Genomic DNA, 16,535 nt, shown 5'->3' on the forward strand with positions numbered 1-16,535 from the left:
GCCGAAGACCACGCACCTTCGCGACAAACCGACCCCGAAGACCCACACCTTCGTCACACAGGACGCCTCAGTCGGCCAGGGGCGCGATTGTGACGAAAGTGCGGCGCCCACAGCCTCGTTTGCGACGAAGGTGGCCGGTCGCAGGCCTCGCAACCCCGCACCTTCGCGACAAACCGACCCCGAAGACCTGCACCTTCGTCACACAGGACGCCTCAGTCGACCAAGGGTCCTTGCACCCGCAGATGCGCCCGACCTGCGTAGGAGTCGGCCGCGATCCGGCTGCCCTTGAACTCACCGGTCACCCGGTACCGGCCCACGCTGGGGGGAACGAACGTCACCGTGGCGGTGCCTGCCCGAACCATGACCTGGTAACGACGGGTGAACTGCCAGCCGTCGATGGGGTCGAACCGTTCGACCGTCATCACGCCCGGGCCATCCACTGCCGGACGCACCCGCAGGGCCAGTCGCGCTGATGAGCCGGGAGCGGCCTTCGCCGAACGGCGGCCGTTGAACGTGACGGATGCCTGCGTGATCGTCCGCGACACCCGCTTGAGCGTGTAGCGCCCCTCGCCCTGCACTGCGACGAAGTAGCGGCCTGCGGCCACGGTGCGCTCGATGTAATCCCCGCGCCCGATCCTCCTGCCGTCGTCGCGCACCAAGCGCATCGTCGGACCACCGTTGACATTCAAGGTCAGTGTGCTGCGGCGGGTCACGTCGAACCGGTACAGGTCGCGGGCGTCGATGCCGCCGTTCACCTTCCCCCGCACGCGGGCGTTGTTGCCGATGAAGATGCCGGGCGTGGTGTCGTCCTTACGGGCAGGGGCCACACGCAGTCGGTAGGGCTGCTTGCTGCGACTACGCCCGGCCCGAACGACCAGGTAGTACCGGCCGGTCTCGGTCGGCGTGAACAGCGAGTAGCCGCCACAGGACAGACTCTTGACCGTGGATCCGTCGAAGGATGTGGTGCCGGGGGCGTAGACGTCCAGACCGGTGCACTGGTCGGCGCGCAGACTCAAGCGCATGGTGCGCCCCTCGCGCATACGTGTCCGATAGGCGTCGCCGGGATTGAGCAAGCGGTCGACGCTGTCCTTGATGCCGCGAGCAGGCAGGGGTTTGCCGGGCGGCTCGGGCGGTGGACTCGGGACGAGCACCCGCAGCGAGAATCGGTCGGCGACCGATCCGGTCTCCCGGCCGATGCGGATGGTGTATTCGGCGCCGGGCTCAAGGCCCTCCTCGTCGAGCGTTGCGACACCGTTGGCGTCGGTCTCAGCGCAGTTCAGGCTCTGCAGTTTCGACCGGACTTGCCGGTACAGATCGACGGTCGCGTCCATCTCCCCGGCCGCGTCCATCTGCACGATCACCGCGCCGCGCTTGGGGGCGGTGAAGCGGTACCAGACAGATGCGTCCGTGCCCTGCCCGCAGGAACTCCAGTCATTGGTGATGGTGGTCTCAAGCGTGGCGTCGACGAGCGTGCCGGTGACGTCGGCCGGCAGTTGCAGTCGCGTGGCATCGGCACGGTTGTCGTTGGTCGGAGGGGCCGCCCACGCAGGCGTGGTGACCATCAACCCTGCGACCACAAGGCCCGTGGTCGTACAGGACAGGAATCTTCGTGAAGTTGAGGTCATGGTGACCACCCCGTGATCAACGCTACTCCCGATCCGCCGCGGACAGAAGGCTTCGCCGGGTGGGAGATCGAACCGTGATCCGGGCCGACCCGAAACCTCTCTACAGCACCTTCCCCAGGAAGTCCTGGAACCGTTTGCTCTTCGGGTTGGCGAGGATCTCGCGGGGTTCCCCGATCTCAGCCACCACGCCTTTGTCGATAAAGGCCAGGAGGTCACCCACCTCGCGCGCGAACCCCATCTCATGGGTCACGACCACCATCGTCATGCCGGACTCGGCCAGGCGTCGCATCACGTCGAGCACCTCTCCGACCAGCTCCGGGTCGAGCGCGGAAGTCGGCTCGTCGAAGAGCATCAAGTCGGGATCCATCGCCAGGGCACGCGCGATGGCCACCCGCTGCTGCTGGCCGCCGGACAACTGCATCGGGTAGCTGTCACCACGGTCGCCCAGACCGACCTTGGCCAACAAGTCGATGGCCCGCTCCCGCGCCTGTTTCTTGTTGTCCTTGCGGACCACCACCGGGCCACTCATGACGTTCTCAGCGGCCGTCATGTGCGGGAAGAGGTTGAAGCGCTGGAAGACCATCCCGATCGACCGTCGCTGTGCGGCGACTTCCTTGTCGTGCATCTCGTACAGCTTGCCGCCGCGCTGCGTGTAGCCGATGAGTTCCCCGTCCACCGACAGTCGCCCCGCGTCGATCTTCTCCAGGTGGTTGATGCAGCGCAGGAAGGTGGACTTCCCACCGCCGGACGGTCCCACGATGCAGGCCACCTCGCCGGTGTGGATCTCCATGTCGATCCCGCGCAGGACCTCGTTGCGCCCGAAGGCCTTGTGGACGTTCTCCGCCAGGACCTTCACAGGTTTCTCACTCATCGGTCTCCACCTCCCAACCGCAGACGCCGTCGCCACTTCTGGATCGGCGTGGGCGGCAACTCGCGCATCGCACCCTTGGCGTAGTAGCGCTCGATGTAGTACTGGCCGACCATGAGGATGCTGGTCAGCCCCAGGTACCACATGCTGGCCATCACAGCCATCGGGAACGGCTGGAACAGACGGTTGCCGATGGCGCTGGCTTGGAAGAACAGCTCAGGGGTCAGCGGGATCGCAATCACCAGCGAGGTGGTCTTCAGCATCGAGATCGTCTCGTTGCCCGTGGGCGGCACGATCACCCGCATTGCCTGCGGAAGCACGATGTGTCGCAGCGTCTGCATCCGACTCATGCCCACCGCGGTGGCCGCCTCGTCCTGTCCCTCGTCGACGCTGAGGATTCCCGCCCGCACGATCTCAGCCATGTAGGCGGCCTCGTTGAGACCCAGACCGAGCAGGGCCGCGACGAAGGCAGGGATCAGGGTCTTGGTCTCGAAGGACAACAATTCCGGGCCGAAGGGCACGCCCAGCGACAGCGTCGTGTAGAGGGCGATGATGTTCGCCCACAGGAACAACTGCACGTAGACGGGCGTGCCCCGGAAGGCCCAGATGAACATCCAACTGGTGCCGTTGAGCACCGGATTGGGCGACAGGCGCATGATCGCCAGCACGATGCCAAGCACCAAGCCGATGATCATGGCCAGCACGGTCAAGACGATCGTGACGCCGACACCCTTGAGGATCGGTGGAGAGAAGATCCACTCCCCGATCAGCGACCAGCCCCAGTTGGGATTGGTGAGCAGGCTGTGCAGGAACATCGCACCGAACAGTGCGACGAGCGCGGCGCCCACCCACCGTCCCGGGTGCCGTACGGGCACAGCCTCGATCGGCGGCTTCTCTCGCTCCACCGATTCCTCGTGGGTGTTAGCAGTCACGGCGTCATCCTAGGCCGGGATCAGCTGGCCGGGTTGACTTCGGCTTGGGTGACGGCGCCGTCGGCCAGTCCCCACTGGTCCAGGACCGCCGCGTAGGTGCCGTCGGCGATCAGCGCGTCGACCGCACCCTGGATGGCAGTCGCGAACTCGGTCTCCTCCTTGGGAACCACGATGCCGTACGGGGCCGAGTCGTAGACGTCTCCGACCGGCTCGAGCTTGCCCGACTGCTGGATGGCGTAGGCGACGACCGGCGAGTCGGCCAGCATGGCGTCGGCCTTGCCGCTCACCACCGCGGTGGTTGCCTCGGACTGCAGGCCGTACTGCTGGATGTTGATCTCCGGCTTGCCAGCCGCAGTGCACTCCTCGTTGCGCGCCTCGATGTCGTCGACCTGCACCGTGGCCTTCTGGACCGCCACCGTCTTACCGCAGGGGTCCTCGACGGAGATGCCCGACGGGTTGCCGGTCTGCACCGCCCACGACGTGCCGGCGTTGAAGTAGCTGATCATGTTGACCTGCTTCTCGCGCTCCGGGTTGATCGTGAACGAGGACATCGACGCCGGGAACTTGCCGTTCTGAACGCCGACGATCAGCGAATCGAACGTGGAGTTCTCGAACTGTCCCTCGAGACCGAGTTTGGCGGCGATCGCCTTGCCGAGATCCACATCGAACCCGACGATCGTCTGGCCGTCCTCGGCGAAGAACTCGTTGGGCGCGTAGCTGGCGTCCGTACCGAAGACGAGGACGCCGGTGGACTTCACACTCTCGGGCACCTGGGCCGCCAGCGCCTCATCGGCGGTCACTGCCGGGATACCACTCGGACTGGCTGAGGCTTCGTCGGAACCGGAGTCCCCGCCGCACGCACTCAGCGCGAGACCGGCGACCGCGACGGCTGCTGCCATCCGGCCCACACTCATGAATCTGGACATTCTGTTCTCCTATGTGTTGTCCTGGTCAGATTCGGCTGCCGATCGCAGGGCGCGATCCGGGCCCCGATCGGGCGAACAGAACCTGATTCGTTGATCCTGCCAGATATCCACAGGTTCTGGGGTAATTCGCCGATCACGTTCTCGGCGCGTTCCATACGTCGATCACCGGCTGGGCGTGTTCGACGCCGAGTTTCGACAGGGTGCCGGTGGCCAGCGCGAACAGGCGTCCGCCCCCGGCGGGAAGCCCCAGCCAGGTGGCGGTGAGGATGCGCAGCACATGTCCGTGGGCGATCAGCGCAACGTCCTGGTCGGCATCCAGATAAGGCTGGCACGTCGACAGCAGACGCCGACACCGACGGGCCACGTCCTCGGGCTGCTCGCCGGGCGTGCCACCCGGCGCGATGTGGGCGTTCCAGATCACCCAGTCCGGATCCTGCTCGTCCTCACGGATCTGCGCGGTTGTACGACCCTCGTACCCTCCGTAGTCCCATTCGAGCAGGTCGTCGGTGAACACGTCGGGGTGCAGCCCCGCCAGAGCGGCGGTTTCCCGCGCCCGCTGCAGCGGACTGCACGCGACGTACCCGAATTGATGCGCGGCCAGGCGGGGGGCCAGGGCAGCCGCCGCCTGCCTGCCCTGCGGGGTCAGCGGGATGTCGGTGCGTCCGGTGTGTTGCCCCGACAGACTCCATTGGGTCTGCCCGTGTCTGATCAGCACAATGCCCGCCATGAGGGTCTACTGTGCCAGCAGTACGCAACCGATCGCACGAATCGCGTGACAGAGGTGGTGGGCATGTCCCCGACAGTGGAGTCTGAATCCCCGGCTCGGCGCAAGGAACTGACGCTGTGGCCCGCGACTGCTCTGGTGACGGGCACCATCATCGGCGCGGGCATCTTCACCCAGCCGTCCTGGCTGGCCAAGTACGGCCCCATCAGCCTGCTGGGCTTCCTCATCACCGCGATCGGCAGCCTGATGCTGGCCCTGGTCTTCGCCTCCCTGGCCCGGCGCACCCCCGATGTGGGTGGCCCGTACGCGTTCTCCCGCCACGGCTTCGGCGATTTCGTGGGGTTCCAGGCGGCGTGGACCTACTGGATCGGGGCATGGGTGGGGGTTGGCGCCATCGCCTCCTCGATGGTGGTCTACCTCGGAGTCCTGATCCCGGCAGTGGTGGAGAACGCGCTGCTGAGCACAGTCGTCGCGGTGGCCGCGATCGCGGCGCTGACATTCCTCAACACCAACGGTGTGGTCACCGGTGGGTTGGTCTCGTTGATCCTCACCGTGCTCAAGGTCGTGCCCCTGCTGCTCATCGGAACACTGGGGTTCCTGGCGTTCGACGCCTCGAACCTCGGCCCGTTCAACGCCACCGGCCTCCCCTCCCTGGAGGTCATCACCGCCGTCATGGCCTACACCCTGTTCTCGTTCATCGGCGTGGAGGCGGCGACGATCCCGGCCGGCGACGTCCACGAGCCGGACAAGACGATCCCGCGGGCCACGCTAATCGGGACCCTGGCCGCCGGTGCCGTCTACCTGCTGAGCACGACAGCGGTGTTCGGTGCCGTGGATCACAAGGAACTGGCCAGCACCGATGCCGGGTTCTCGATCGCTGCGCAGAACATGTTCGGCGGCTGGGCAGGGGATGCCGTGGCAGTGGTCGCCGTCGTCTCGTGCCTGGGCGCGATGAACGGCTTGCTCCTGCTGTCCGGACAGATCCCGATGGCCGCGGAGTTCGACGGGCTGGCCCCCAAGGCCTTCGGCAGACTCAACGTCAAGCATGCCCCGGGCACCGGGCTGGTCATCAGCGGTTTGCTCGCCGCCGGGATCCTCGCCCTGTCCTTCTCAGGCGGCGGCCTCGGGGACGCTGTCGCCCAGTTGGTGCTGGTGTCGGCCGTGGCGACGATGGTCTGTTACGCCTTCAGTGCCGCCGCTGAGATCAAGTGGCTGGCCCTGGACCGGGGGAAGGTCCCTGTGAGTCACCTGGCGCGCCGGATGGCCGTTGCCGTCCTGGCCCTGGTGTTCACGATCTTCGCCTTCTACGGCGGCGGCGTGCAGGAGATCTACTGGCTGTGGATGCTCATCGTGCTGGGGGTGCCGCTGTACGTGTACATCCTCTGGCGTCGTTCCAGCCACGATGAGCCCATCCCCCGCGCCGATCACGACGTCAGCGCGTAGCACGCGACGGCCGCCGCGGCGGCGACATTCAGGGAGTCGACCCCCCGCGCCATCGGGATGCTGACGTGCACGTCGATGACCTCGCGGGCAGCACGTGACAGGCCGGTGCCTTCGGTGCCCAGCGCGAGCATGGTCGGTCCTGCGCGGCGCCACTGCCGCAGCGACATGGCTCCTGCGGGATCCAGCGCCACGCTGCTGAAGCCCGCCTGCTGCGCCGCATCGAGGCCCGCGTGCACGTCCGGAACCACGGTCCACGGGATGGTGAAGACCGCACCCATCGACGTCTTCACGGCACGCCGGTACCACGGATCCGCGCACTTCGCGGTCACCAGCACCGCATCGACGCCGAAACCGGCGGCGGACCGCAGAATCGTGCCCACATTCGCGTGGTCCACCAGGTCCTCCAGCAGCAACGCGGTGGTCGCCGACTGCAGGATGTCCACCGGCTGCGGGGGCGCCGGCCGCGCGAACACGGCCAGGGCGCCGCGGTGCACGCGGTAGCCGGTGATGTCCGCCAGCAGCTCCGGTGGCGCGAGGTGGACCGGGATCGCGTCCGGGATCACTGCAGCCAGAGCGGGCCACCACTTGGGCGCCATCAGCGCGCTGCGCATCTCGAGGCCGGCGGCAAGGGCGCGCCGGATGACCTTCTCCCCCTCGGCGATGAAGATCCCATCGGCGGGTTCGGCGACCATCCGCAGTTGCATGTCCGTCAGCCGGGTGTAGGCGGCCAGCCGTGGGTCGCCCGGATCCGTGACCTCCACAACGGGCATCAGGTGCCCCGGACGAACGCCGCTGTCGCGGCGACCAAGCCCACCACGATGACCAGGGCCCGTAGCGCCGCGGGGGCATGCGGCGGGTCAGTCGCCCCCCAACCAGCCGCCCAGCAGCGAGGACACGGCGAGCACGGCCGCCGCGGACCAGAGCACCTGGCCGCCGATGATGAAAGATCACCGCGGCGCTGCCGTTGGCCACGCCGGCCAGGACGTTCTTGGCCCCGTTCGCTTCGTGGATCGAGGGCACCCCACTGGCTGCCAGGGCGGCGAGGAACGCGATGCCCTGTCCGGCCCCGAAGTAACCGCCGTAGAGGCCGGAGCTGGTCATGTAGACCGCACTCGTCCGACGGTTCGGCGGCGGTAGGTGCTTGACGACCAGGGGCTGCACAGCTACCAGCACCACGGCGAGCAGGATCAGCCACGGCACGGCCGCGGCGAACACCTCACTGGGCAGGACCAGGACCAGCAGCGCTCCGGCCACCGCCGCCCCGGCGACGATGGCCGCCCACCGCCACACCCGTGCGGTGAGCACGTCGCGGAAGGCATAGGCGCCGCTCGCGCTGCCCGGCACCAGGCCGAGGCAGTTGGTGCCGTTGGCCAGGACCGGCGGCACGCCCATGGCCAGCAGCGTCGGGAAGGTGATGAGGGTGCCGGAGCCCACCGCCGCATTCACCCCGCCGGCCGCGACACCAGCCGCGGCGAGCAGAACCATTTCCTGCAGCGTCATGACCCGACGCGTGCCGACCAGCGGTCGCCGTGCCGCTCGACGACGACGTCGATGCCGAAGGTGGCCGAGACGTTCTGCGAGGTCAGGGTCCCCGCAACCGGTCCAGCAGCCACAACCGTGCCCTCCCGCAGCATCAGCACGTGGGTGGTGCCGCGAGGAACCTCCTCGACGTGATGGGTCACCATCACGACCGTCGGGGCGTTCGGCTGAGCGGTGAGGGTGTCGATCCGCCGCAGCAGGTCCTCGCGCCCTCCCAGGTCCAGACCAGCGGCAGGCTCGTCGAGCAGCAGCAGTTCCGGGTCGCTCATCAGGGCGCGGGCGATCAGGCAGCGCTTGCGCTCCCCCTCGCTGAGGGTGCCGAAGCGATGCTCCGCCAGTCCGGACAGCCCCCACGCCCGCAGCAGTGCCAGCGTCCTGTGCTCGTCGGCGGGGTCGTAGGACTCCCGCCATCGCCCGAGCACCGCCCAGGCCGACGTCATCACGACGTCGCGCACGCGCTCGGAGTCCGGGACCTGCACGGCCAGCGCCGAACTGGCCAGCCCGATCCGGGGTCGCAGATCGAAGACATCCACTGCGCCGAGCCGCTCATCGAGCACCTCGGCGGTACCCGCGCTGGGATGGATCAGCGTCGCTGCGATCTGCAGGACCGTGGTCTTGCCGGCACCGTTCGGTCCCAGCACCACCCAGTTCTCCCCCTCCGCAACCGCCCAGTCGACTCCCGCCAGGATGGCGTTGCCGGAGCGGATGACGGACACGTCGACGAGGTTGATGACGTCCGACACGAGACCTAACCCTACGCTGGGTAGCCATGACGGTCGTTCCCGCCGCGTTCCAACTCACCGGGTGGATCCCCGCCTGGTGGCGGGGCAGCGCCGGGGGCGACGACCTGCTCGAACTCGTGGGACCGGTGGCGCTCGGTGCGCTGGCCGGACTGCGCACCTCGACGGTGGCCCTGACCGCTTACTGCCCGGAGCTGGGGGTGGGCGCACTGCCCGGTCCCGTGGCGGTGAACCGATGCGCGGTGGCGGCCGGACAGGCGGTGATCCTGCATGCAGCGCACCGGGAACCGTCGCACGTCCTGCTGCCTGACGGCGACTCGTGGACCCTGCGGACGGCGGATGCCGTCCGGCCGCCGGACCTGGACCTGCGATCGGCAGCCTCCGATCTGGCACAGGCGGTCGTGGCCGCCGAGCACGCCATCCGCGAGGGCGGCACCCGTTTCGGCGCGGCCGTACCCCGGGCATCGGTGCGGCCGCTGCCCCCTGACGCCGATCCCGAGCGCAAGGGTCTGCTGGTCCGGGCGGTGCGGCTGTGGACCGCCGTCGCGGCGGTCCCCGTCGAACAGCGGACACCCGAGGTGGCCCAGGTGCTCACCGCCGCCGTCCGTGCCGCGCTCGCCGCGTACATGGACCCGCAACCGGTTCACGGTGGCCGGACAGCAGGGCACATCCGGAGGCCGGTGTGAGCACCACCACCCTGACCTTCACCGGGTGGGACCGGCCGGGGATCACGGCCGACCTGCTCGGATCCCTCGGCCCGGACGTGGTCGTGCGCGACATCGAGCAGTTGGTGGTGCAGGGCCGGCTGGTGCTGTCCGTGGCGGTGGGTGCAGATCACATGGACGAGGTCCGGGAGCGCGCCACGCGCCTCAACATGGAACTGGATGTCACCTCGGGGTGCACCGACGTGGTCGACCGCCGTGCCCCCACGGCCCAGGTGGTGCTCATGGCCGTGGCACTGGGCGCCTCCGACCTGGCCCGCATCGCCGCCGAGATCGCTGCCCGCGGCGGCAACATCGAGCGCATCGTGCGCACCGCGGACTACCCCGTGACCGCTATCGAGGTCAGCGTCAGCGGCGTCCCCGCCGTGGACCTCAAACAGGCCCTGGCGCCGGTCACCGCGAGCCTCGGTGTGGACATCTCCGTCCAGTCGGCTGAGATCATCCGGCAGGGGGCGCGACTGGTCGTCATGGATGTCGACTCGACCCTCATCCAGGACGAGGTCATCGATCTGCTGGCCCGGGAGGCGGGCTGCGAACAGGCCGTGGCCGCGGTGACGGCGCGGGCGATGGCCGGTGAGCTCGACTTCGCGGAATCCCTGCAGGAACGGGTCGCGGCGCTGGCGGGCACCCCGGTAGCCGCACTGGACACCGTCCGGGCAGCGGTGCGCCTGACCCCCGGCGCCCGCACGTTGTGCCGCACGCTGAACTCCCTGGGATACCGGCTGGCCCTGGTGTCGGGCGGTTTCTCCGAGATCGTCGGACCGCTCGCTGAGCAGCTCGGGGTGCATCGCTTCCGTGCGAACACCCTGGAGACCGCACACGGCGTCCTCACCGGCCGCGTCGTCCCGCCCATCGTGGACCGGCCCGGCAAGGCACTGGCCCTGCGGGAGTTCGCCGAGGAGTTCGGGTTCGCCCTGTCCCGCACGGTCGCCATCGGGGACGGCGCCAACGACCTCGACATGCTGGCCACAGCCGGTCTGGGAGTAGCGTTCAACGCCAAACCCGCGGTGGCGGCGGCCGCGGACGCCGCGGTGAGCGCGCCGTACCTGGACTCGGTGCTCTATCTGCTGGGGATCACCCGCGAGCAGGTGGAAGCCCTGAACACCTGAGCACCCTCAGCCCCTGCCCACCTCGAAGGCGGACAGTGTGGCCGATCCGTAGCCCCAGCCGGAGAAGGGTTTGTCGGCGGTGAGCACGGCGAACGCGGCGGTGGGGAACTTCTGCAGCATCCGTCGGTACTCCGGGCTACCCGTGTTGGCGGTGAGCCGCTCGGCGAGTTCCTCGGTGCCCGGGTTGTGCGACACCAGGACCAATGTCGAGGCGGTCACCGCGCGGACCCGGCGCAGCATGATGTCCGGTGAGGCGAGGTACAGCTCCGCGACGTCGCGGGTTTTCGCCACCTGCAGGGCGGCGGTCGCGAGTTCCCAGGTCTGCTGGGCACGCACCGCCGTGGACACCAGCGCCAGGTCGACGTGCGGCACGTGCGTGGCGATCAGCCTCCCGGCCACCGGGGCGTCCCGCCGGCCACGGCCATTGAGCGGGCGGTCGTGATCGGCGACGCCGGCGGGATACGCGCTCTTGGCATGTCGCAACAGGATCAGGGTGGCGGCCACACGCCGCAGTCTGCCAGCCCGGTGAGCCGCGCGACCAGCGTGGTGCACCTCGTAACCTTGGCAGGTGGACTCAGCGACCAGACGCCTCATGATCATCGGTGGCGCCGAGGACAAACTGGGCCACCGCCGTATTCTGCGCCGGTTCGTGGCACTGGCCGGGGGTAGTGATGCGATCATCGCCGTCTGCGCCACTGCCTCCTCACTCGGCGACGAGATCACCGACCTGTACGAGAAGGTCTTCTACGACCTCGGCGCCCGGGAGGTTCTGTCGGTCCGGCCGATCAACCGGGCAGAAGCCGACGCCCCGGTGGCCGCCAAGACGATCCACGGCGCGACCGGGGTCTTCTTCACCGGCGGCAACCAGGCCCGGCTGGCCGGGGTGCTGCGCGGGACCGCTCTCGGCGAGCGGATCACCCGGATGTACCACCAGGGCGTGCTCGTGGGAGGCACCAGCGCCGGCGCCTCGGTGGTCAGCGAGCACATGGTCGCCCTCGGGACAAGCGGCGAGACCCCCAAGCAGCGCATGGCCAGCCTCGCGCAGGGACTGGGCCTGTTGCCCGACGTCGTGGTCGACCAGCACTTCGCACAGCGGGGGCGCTTCGGACGACTGCTGTCGCTGGTGGCGGCCAGCCCGAGCCTGCTGGGGATGGGTGTGGATGAGGACACCTCCGCGATCGTGCGCGACGAGACCGTCATGGACGTCTACGGCCGGGGCGCGGTGTTCCTGGCGGAGGCTGACGCGGCGGCGACGAACGCCTACGCGGCGCGCGGCACCGAACCCATCCTCATCTCCGGCGCGAAGGTCCACTTCCTGCCCACGGGCACCAGTTTCGACCTGGCGCGCCGGGAGTTGCTGGAGTACCGCACGGCTGTCGAGCAGGCGCAGATCGCCCGGCGCACCTCCGAGCACGTCTCCCCCACGACAGCCACCCGGCGGGTCAACGCCGAGGGCGTGCATGACCGCAACGCGGAGCGGGGCGTGAAGCGTCGCCGCCTGCGCCCACCCACCTGAGGAGTGTCATGACTGAGTCCGTCGAGGTTCCCCGCGCCACGCTGGAGATCCTGCGCACCCGCGTCTACCGGGGACCCAACGTGTGGTCCTACGACCAGTGCATCCACCTGCTCGTGGACCTCGGCGAACTCGAGCAGTGGCCCAGCGCCCGCATACCCAACTTCGTCGAAGGGCTCATGGCGGTCCTGCCAGGCGTGGGGGACCACACGTGTTCGCGCGGCAAGCGCGGCGGGTTCTTCGAGCGGCTGGAGGAGGGCACCTGGCTCGGACACGTGGCCGAGCACGTCGCCCTGGAACTGCAGGCCGGCGCCGGGCACGAGATCCGGCGCGGTAAGACCCGCTCGGCGGAGATCCCCGGGCAGTACCACGTCATCTACGGCTACTTCGACGAGCGGGTGGGGGTGGCTGCGGGACGACTCGCGGTGCGCCTGGTCAACCACCTGGTCGAGCCGGATCCGGACTGCGACTTCCCGGCCGAGTTCGAGCGGTTCCTGCTCGACGCCGAGCGCTACGCCTTCGGCCCGTCCACCCAGGCCCTGGTCGACGAGGCAGCCAGCCGGGACATCCCCTACATCCGTCTGAACTCCGGCTCCCTGGTGCAGTTCGGGCAGGGTGTGCACCAGCGGCGCATCCGCGCCACCATGACGTCGCAGACCAGTGCCCTGGCCGTCGACATCGCCTCGGACAAGGAGCTCACGGGGCGGCTGCTGGGTGCTGCGGGGCTTCCCGTCCCGCACTCGCAGAGTTGCCGCACAGCCGAGCAGGCGGTCCGGCTCGCCGAGCGGGTCGGCTACCCGGTCGTGGTCAAACCGGCGGACGGCAACCACGGCCGCGGCGTGCAACTGGACCTGCGCAATGCGTCGGACGTCGAGGCCGCCTTCCCTGCTGCGAAGGACCAGGCCCGCAACGGCCGGGTCATCGTGGAGTCCTTCTACACGGGCAAGGACTACCGCGTCCTGGTCATCGGAGGACACATGGTGGCCGTGGCCGAGCGGGTGCCTGCGCACGTCATCGGCGACGGCCAGCACACCGTGGCCGAACTCGTCGACATCGTCAACGCCGACCCACGCCGTGGCGTCGGCCACGAGAAGGTACTCACCCGCATCCGCATCACGGAGGCCGCTGAGGAACTCGTGGCCGAGCAGGGCTTCGCCATGGACGATGTGCCGCCGGCAGGCAGCGAGGTCCGGCTGGCGGCCACCGGGAACATGAGCACCGGCGGCATCTCCATCGACCGGACCTACGACGCCCACCCCGACAACGTCGAGATCGCCGAGGAGGCAGCCCGGGTGGTGGGGCTCGACGTCGCGGGGATCGACTTCATCTGCCCGGACATCGCGGAAACGGTGCGCGAGACCGGCGGCGGGATCTGCGAGGTGAACGCGGCACCCGGCTTCCGGATGCACACCCACCCCACCGTGGGCGAACCGCAGTTCGTCGCGAAGTCCGTGATCGACCAGTTGTTCCCAGCCGGTTCCCCCTCCCGCGTGCCGATCGTCGCGGTGACGGGCACGAACGGCAAGACCACCACCGCGCGCATGATCGCCGCGATCTTCAAGGGCATGGGGCGCAAGGTGGGGATGACCTCGACCGACGGCATCACGATCGACCAGCGCCTCATCATCCAGGCCGACGCCTCCGGGCCCAAGAGCGCACGGATGGTTCTGCAGAACCCCCGTGTGGACTTCGCGGTCCTCGAGGTCGCGCGGGGGGGCATCCTGCGCGAGGGGCTCGGCTACGACCGCAACGATGTCGCCGTGGTCACCAACGTGGCGCCCGACCATCTGGGAATCGGCGGTGTGAACACCCTCGAACAACTCGCCGACGTCAAGGCCGTGATCGTGGAGGCGGTCCCACGCAACGGCTTCGCCGTGCTCAACGCCGATGACCCCCTGGTCGCGGGGATGCGCAGGCGTTGCCGTGGCGATGTCATATGGGTCAGCCTCGGTCAACCGGGCACACAGGGCCGGGAACTCGCGGAGGCCCACTGTCGCCGCGGCGGCACCGCGGTGCTGCTGGACAACGACGATCGCGGCGAGTACATCCTGCTCAGGCAGGGACGGCGCACCATGCGGTTGACCTACTGCGACCGGCTGCCTGCGACCTACGGGGGCAGGGCCCGCTTCAATGTCATGAATGCCATGTGCGCGGCGGGCGCGGCGTTCGCCCAGGGTGCCCACCTGCACGACATCAGGGCCGGATTGACCGGGTTCCTGCCGACGTGGGACTCCGCCCCTGGCCGGCTCAACTACATCGACGTCAACGGGATCCACGGCTTCGTGGACTACGCCCACAATGCCGCCGGGCTGCGCGCACTCGGGGAGTTCCTGCTGTCCTACCTGGACGGGCTCACGAAGAGCGGCCAGGACATCGCGCGCCGCCGCTGCATCGGTGTGCTGGGCACGGCCGGCGATCGCCGCGACGAGGACATCGTGGAACTCGGGCGTACCGCCGCGGAGTTCTTCGACGTGATCGTCATCCGGGAGGACCAGAAACGCCGCGGCCGGCAGTCCGGTGAGGTGGCTGCGCTCATCGCCGAAGGCGTGCGGGAGCGGCCGCAGGGCAGGGCCCGGGAGGTCACGACGATCCTCGACGAGGTCGAGGCGGCCACGTACGCCCTCGAGGTGGCCAACCCCGGTGACGTCGTGGCGGTCATGGGCGACGACATGCAGGCTTTGGCCGACACCCTGATGGACGCCGCCCACTCCGGCTGAGGTCCGGGCGGACGAGGCCGGACGTGGAAAGGGCCCCGGCCTCGAGGGTGGAGATCCGTCACCGTTGGCGAACCCACGCGTGGCTTCCCCAACACGGTGCCCATCCTCCAACCAGGCCGGATGCGACCGGGATTCCGGCCGCCCGTCACGCCGGTGTCAGCGCCGCAGCCATGAGGTCGGATCGACCTCCGCGCCGCCGCTTTCGCGCAGCCACTGCTGGAGTTCGGGCAGTTGCTCGGCGATCGTGATGACAGCGACGTCGCCCGGGGCGCTGCGCTCGACGAGCGCGTTCAGGGCATCCAACTCACTGTCGAAACACCGCGTGCTGGTCGATCCCGCCACGGCCATCCCCGCGAGGAACTGCGCGCGCATCTCCTCGGCCGTGCGGTCCCGCAGGTAGCCGGGCTTGTCCACCGGGAAGGCCTCGTCGGCGAGGTCGACAGCTGCGAAACCCATCCCCTGCAGCACCTCGTCCTCGCGGTCACCGGCGGTGCCGAACGCCACCCGCAGGCGTCCCCGTCCGGCGAGATGCCGGGCGGTGGTCAGCAGTTCGCGCAGGCTCTCGGTGTTGTGGGCCATGTCGAGGATCACCAGTCGGTCGTCCACCTGCCAGCAGTTGAAGCGGCCCGAGGACGAGATGCTGTCCGGGCGGAACGTCCGCAGCGCCGCGGCGACGACCTCTGCGGGGATACCGGTGGCCAGCGCCGCGGACGCGGCGGCCATCACGTTGGCGACGTTGAAACGGGCCATGCCGCCGACTGTGACCGGCATCGTGTCGACGGGGCCGAGGTCCGCGGACAGGGACCCGGTCACGACCAGGTGTCCGTCGCGGACGGTGGTGAAGCGCTGCCCCACCTCGTCGGCCTGGAATCCGAAGAACCACGGCTGCCCCGACGATTGCTCGGCCATGTGACGGACCAGCGGTTCGTCGGCGTTGAGTACCGTCCACCCCGCCGGGTCCACGATTCTCACCACGGTCGCCTTGACCATCGCCAACTGCTCGACGGTGTTGATCCCGTGGCTGCCCAGATGGTCTGCGGCCACATTCGTCACGACCGCGACGTCAACGCGCCGCACGCTCATCCCCCGCAGCAACAGGCCACCCCGGGCGGTCTCCAGCACCGCGAAACCCACACCCGGCTCACCGAGCACCCGCCGCGCACCACCCGGACCGCTGTAGTCGCCGGCGGCCACCAGTTCGCCGTCGCGGAAGACGCCGTCGGTGCTGGACCAGGCGGTGCTGAATCCGGCCGTGCGGGCACAGTGGGCGATCAGCCGGGTCGTGGTGGTCTTGCCGTTCGTCCCGCTGATCGCCACGCAGGGCACCGGCGGATCCAGCAGGTCGAAGGGCCGGGGTGACGACTGCTCCCAGACGGGTACCGGCGCGTCGTACAGGAGCGCCCGCACAGCCTCGGCGTGTGCATCCGCCAGGCCGCGGTCCGGAACCGGCCACGCCACGACGTACCCGTCATCCGTGGGGCGGGTCACCAGGGTGCCGGGATCCAGGGGCATTCCGACGGCGCCGGCGGCCAGCCGGACCGTCTCCACCGTTCGATCCAAGCCGGCCCACGGTCCGGCCACGCTCAGGCGCACGGCAGGGCCACCGACGTCCGGATTGGGGCCGGGCAGGACACGCAGGTCCAGAATCACCGTCACAGGGGCCAGCGTGTCACGCGT

General features: G+C 69.1%; 14 protein-coding genes and 1 pseudogene. 5 read left to right on the top strand and 10 right to left on the bottom strand.

What is annotated here, in order from left to right; translation table 11 throughout:
- Positions 1–212: 212 nt before the first annotated feature.
- The 5 genes from IPG68_14025 to IPG68_14045 all read right to left on the bottom strand — a co-directional run bounded on the left by IPG68_14025 (position 213) and on the right by IPG68_14045 (position 5,078).
- Positions 213–1,625 carry a hypothetical protein gene (locus IPG68_14025; protein MBK6764306.1) on the bottom strand — a complete coding sequence of 471 codons (1,413 nt, stop codon included), beginning with the start codon at positions 1,623–1,625 and terminating at the stop codon, positions 213–215.
- Positions 1,626–1,725: 100 nt separating this feature from the next.
- Entirely contained in the window at positions 1,726–2,496 is a 771-nt protein-coding gene (locus IPG68_14030; protein MBK6764307.1) for an amino acid ABC transporter ATP-binding protein, read from the bottom strand.
- A complete protein-coding gene (locus tag IPG68_14035; protein ID MBK6764308.1) occupies positions 2,493–3,425 on the bottom strand; it encodes an amino acid ABC transporter permease in 933 nt (310 codons plus the stop codon). The genes IPG68_14030 and IPG68_14035 overlap by 4 nt, the downstream gene beginning before the upstream one ends.
- Before the next feature lie 20 nt (positions 3,426–3,445).
- Positions 3,446–4,351, bottom strand: coding sequence for an ABC transporter substrate-binding protein (locus IPG68_14040; GenBank protein ID MBK6764309.1), 906 nt, complete (start codon positions 4,349–4,351; stop codon positions 3,446–3,448).
- A gap of 133 nt (positions 4,352–4,484) precedes the next feature.
- Positions 4,485–5,078 carry a histidine phosphatase family protein gene (locus tag IPG68_14045; protein ID MBK6764310.1) on the bottom strand — a complete coding sequence of 198 codons (594 nt, stop codon included), beginning with the start codon at positions 5,076–5,078 and terminating at the stop codon, positions 4,485–4,487.
- A gap of 63 nt (positions 5,079–5,141) precedes the next feature.
- On the opposite strand from IPG68_14045, the gene IPG68_14050 reads away from it, so the two are divergent.
- Positions 5,142–6,518 (top strand): amino acid permease, encoded by a 1,377-nt coding sequence (locus IPG68_14050; protein MBK6764311.1) that lies wholly within the window; start codon positions 5,142–5,144, stop codon positions 6,516–6,518.
- Here IPG68_14050 and IPG68_14055 read toward each other — a convergent pair.
- The 3 genes and pseudogenes from IPG68_14055 to IPG68_14065 form a co-directional block, all read right to left on the bottom strand.
- Positions 6,500–7,288: an RNA methyltransferase gene (locus tag IPG68_14055; GenBank protein MBK6764312.1), complete on the bottom strand. Its 789-nt coding sequence runs from the start codon at positions 7,286–7,288 to the stop codon at positions 6,500–6,502. The two genes, IPG68_14050 and IPG68_14055, sit on opposite strands and share 19 nt — an antisense overlap.
- A 64-nt stretch (positions 7,289–7,352) precedes the next feature.
- A pseudogene (locus IPG68_14060) lies at positions 7,353–8,018 on the bottom strand (sulfite exporter TauE/SafE family protein).
- Complete coding sequence (locus IPG68_14065; protein MBK6764313.1) at positions 8,015–8,800, bottom strand: ABC transporter ATP-binding protein; 786 nt, start codon at positions 8,798–8,800, stop codon at positions 8,015–8,017. The pseudogene IPG68_14060 and the gene IPG68_14065 overlap by 4 nt, the downstream one beginning before the upstream one ends.
- A 26-nt stretch (positions 8,801–8,826) precedes the next feature.
- Between IPG68_14065 and IPG68_14070 the strand changes: the two genes are divergently transcribed.
- Together IPG68_14070 and serB are read left to right on the top strand one after the other, a co-directional pair.
- Positions 8,827–9,483, top strand: a complete 657-nt coding sequence (locus IPG68_14070) for a hypothetical protein (GenBank protein ID MBK6764314.1) — start codon at positions 8,827–8,829, stop codon at positions 9,481–9,483.
- Positions 9,480–10,628, top strand: a complete 1,149-nt coding sequence (serB, locus tag IPG68_14075) for a phosphoserine phosphatase SerB (GenBank protein ID MBK6764315.1) — start codon at positions 9,480–9,482, stop codon at positions 10,626–10,628. Before IPG68_14070 ends, serB begins: the two co-directional genes overlap by 4 nt.
- A gap of 6 nt (positions 10,629–10,634) precedes the next feature.
- On the opposite strand, the gene IPG68_14080 is transcribed toward serB, so the two are convergent.
- Positions 10,635–11,132: a histidine phosphatase family protein gene (locus IPG68_14080; protein MBK6764316.1), complete on the bottom strand. Its 498-nt coding sequence runs from the start codon at positions 11,130–11,132 to the stop codon at positions 10,635–10,637.
- 88 nt (positions 11,133–11,220) lie between these two features.
- Between IPG68_14080 and IPG68_14085 the strand changes: the two genes are divergently transcribed.
- Together IPG68_14085 and cphA are read left to right on the top strand one after the other, a co-directional pair.
- Positions 11,221–12,144: a cyanophycinase gene (locus IPG68_14085; protein ID MBK6764317.1), complete on the top strand. Its 924-nt coding sequence runs from the start codon at positions 11,221–11,223 to the stop codon at positions 12,142–12,144.
- Positions 12,145–12,152: 8 nt separating this feature from the next.
- Positions 12,153–14,858 (top strand): cyanophycin synthetase, encoded by a 2,706-nt coding sequence (gene cphA, locus IPG68_14090; protein ID MBK6764318.1) that lies wholly within the window; start codon positions 12,153–12,155, stop codon positions 14,856–14,858.
- Positions 14,859–15,014: 156 nt separating this feature from the next.
- On the opposite strand, the gene IPG68_14095 is transcribed toward cphA, so the two are convergent.
- On the bottom strand, positions 15,015–16,514 hold the full coding sequence (locus IPG68_14095) for a Mur ligase (protein ID MBK6764319.1): 1,500 nt from the start codon (positions 16,512–16,514) through the stop codon (positions 15,015–15,017).
- Between the last annotated feature and the right edge of the window lie 21 nt (positions 16,515–16,535).

Source organism: Micrococcales bacterium (genome assembly GCA_016703125.1).
Lineage (GTDB): Bacteria > Actinomycetota > Actinomycetes > S36-B12 > UBA10799 > JADKAV01.